The following is a 2,020-nucleotide window of genomic DNA, read 5'->3' as shown; positions in this document are numbered from 1 at the left end:
GCGAGGTTGCGCTTGACCGCCTCCTGGACCTTCTCGAAGGCGCGCACCTCGATCTGGCGGACGCGCTCGCGCGAGACACCGAACTCGCCGGAGAGATCCTCCAGGGTGATCGGGCCGTCGGCCAGCCGCCGCGCCTCGAAGATGCGCCGCTCGCGCGGGTTCAGCACGCCGAGGGCGTCGCGCAGGGCCGAGAGGCGGTTGCGCCCCTCTTCCTCGCCCGCGAGGAAGAGGGGCGCAACCGCCTCTCGGCCCTGCGCGACGCCCTCGGCGTGCTGAACCCGCGCGAGCGGCGCATCTTCGAGGCGCGGCGGCTGGCCGACGACCCGATCACCCTGGAGGATCTCTCCGGCGAGTTCGGTGTCTCGCGCGAGCGCGTCCGCCAGATCGAGGTGCGCGCCTTCGAGAAGGTCCAGGAGGCGGTCAAGCGCAACCTCGCGACCCGCGAGCTGCCGCGGACCGAGGCCCGGATTTCGTAGGCGGCTCGCCTGATCCGATCCGACAAGAAAAAACCCGGCCCTCGTGGGGCCGGGTTTTTTCGTGAGGGCGCCGCTTCACTCCGTCATCGCGAGGCGAAGCCGAAGCGATCCAGGGCGCGACCCCTCCGGAAAAGGCGCGCCCTGGATTGCCACGGCTTCGCCTCGCAATGACGAAGGGCTGATCGAGGTGGTCGACCGAAAAAGTCTCACTCCCGCCACTGCGCGAAGGCGGACTGCAGCGCCTGGGTGCCGGCAGCGCCCTTCTCGAAGCTGATGACCGCCCGCTGGCCGCTCGTGTAGGTCAGCGCCAGATCGAACCAGTTCTTGTGCAGCAACAGCTCGGTGTTGCGGTCCAGGTCGCTCTTCAGGGAGGACAGGCCGATCAGGAACAGGTTTTCGCGGACCCGCACCGGAAGCCCGGAGACCGGTGAGCCGCGGGCAGCCTCCTCGTCCTTGGGCTGGAGCAGGCCGATATTCTGCACCGCGCGCTTCGCGCCGGCCTCGCCCGTGTTGGTGAAGGCGAGTTCGATCGTGTGCGAGGCGGGAAGCGTCGCGTCGAGGTTCTTGCGCATGGTCATCGCCAGCGTCAGCCCCGCATCCGGGAACTCCACGTTGGCGCGCAGCACCGTCTGCAACGGCTCGCCCTGCGCGCCGTTCACCGCCTCCACGCGCCAGACCGAGTGGCCGTTGGTGGCGATCGGCTGGGCGCGCGGATCGCTCTGGTTCTCCTCGTAGAGGATCGCCCGCTGCGAGACGGTGACCTCCGGCTGTGCCGGCGCGGTGCCCGGAGCGGCCGGCCTGGGCCGGGCCTCGGCCTCGTTGCGCTCGCCCCCGACCCGATCCGAGAACTTCGCGTCCGGCTGCTCGGCCGGCACCTCCTGCTCGGCCGCGCTCTGCTGAAGGTCGGACGGCTTGTCGCGCAGGAAGAAGGCGGCCACCGCGATCAGCGCGATCACCGTCGCGAGCACGCCGCCGACGAACAGGTTGCGCAGCAGGCGCGAACGGCCCGCGGGCGGCGCCACGACGTCGATACGCGGCCGCTGACGGCCATTGCCCGGCTCGCCGGCCCCGTTCGCTTCGGGAGCGGCTTCGGCGGACGCGGTGTCGACGCCCGCCTCGGCGGCGGGGGACGGCGACGGGATGAAGCCGTCGGCCGTCTCCGGTGCGGGCTCCGGTGCGGGTTTCGGGGCCTCGTCCACCCGCACCCGGCGGGGCGGCGGCATGAACGGCACGGTCTCGCCCGGCGGCCTGGATTCCGCGGGACCGGGGTCCGACACGATCCCGGCCGGGACCGAGGCGGGCGGCAGGACCAGCGGCTCGTCCGGGTTCTGCGGCGGCTCGGGTTCCGGCAGCGTCGGCGGCAGGGGGCCGGGCGAGAGCGCGTGGACGCGGATCTCCTGCTGCCCGAGTTCGTAGGCGAGATAGCGGACCGCGCTCTCCAGCGCTGCCTTTACGGGCCCCATCAGGTGATAGTTCGGCACCACTTTGGTGGCGCCGTGATAGCTCATGGTCAGGAGGGTGCCCCCTGCCGGCATCAAGGGCGC

At 71.6% G+C, this 2,020-nt stretch carries 2 protein-coding genes and 1 pseudogene; 1 reads left to right on the top strand and 2 read right to left on the bottom strand.

The annotated features are described in order from the left end of the window. Window positions 1–167: sigma factor-like helix-turn-helix DNA-binding protein (locus tag MFF42_RS19125; RefSeq protein ID WP_283206893.1), on the bottom strand; the 167-nt coding region annotated here is incomplete at its 3' end. 45 nt (window positions 168–212) lie between these two features. On the opposite strand from MFF42_RS19125, the pseudogene MFF42_RS19120 reads away from it, so the two are divergent. After that, window positions 213–476 (top strand): annotated as a pseudogene (locus MFF42_RS19120) (sigma factor-like helix-turn-helix DNA-binding protein); the annotation flags it as partial. A 206-nt stretch (window positions 477–682) separates the two neighbouring features. Here MFF42_RS19120 and MFF42_RS19115 read toward each other — a convergent pair. Next, on the bottom strand, window positions 683–2,020 hold a 1,338-nt coding region (locus tag MFF42_RS19115), incomplete at its 5' end, for an SDR family oxidoreductase (protein ID WP_238257162.1).

This window comes from Methylorubrum podarium (genome assembly GCF_022179745.1).
GTDB classification, from domain to species: Bacteria; Pseudomonadota; Alphaproteobacteria; order Rhizobiales; family Beijerinckiaceae; genus Methylobacterium; species Methylobacterium podarium.
The sequence above is the reverse complement of the archived record's forward strand: the minus strand, read 5'-3'. Positions and strand labels throughout refer to the sequence as shown.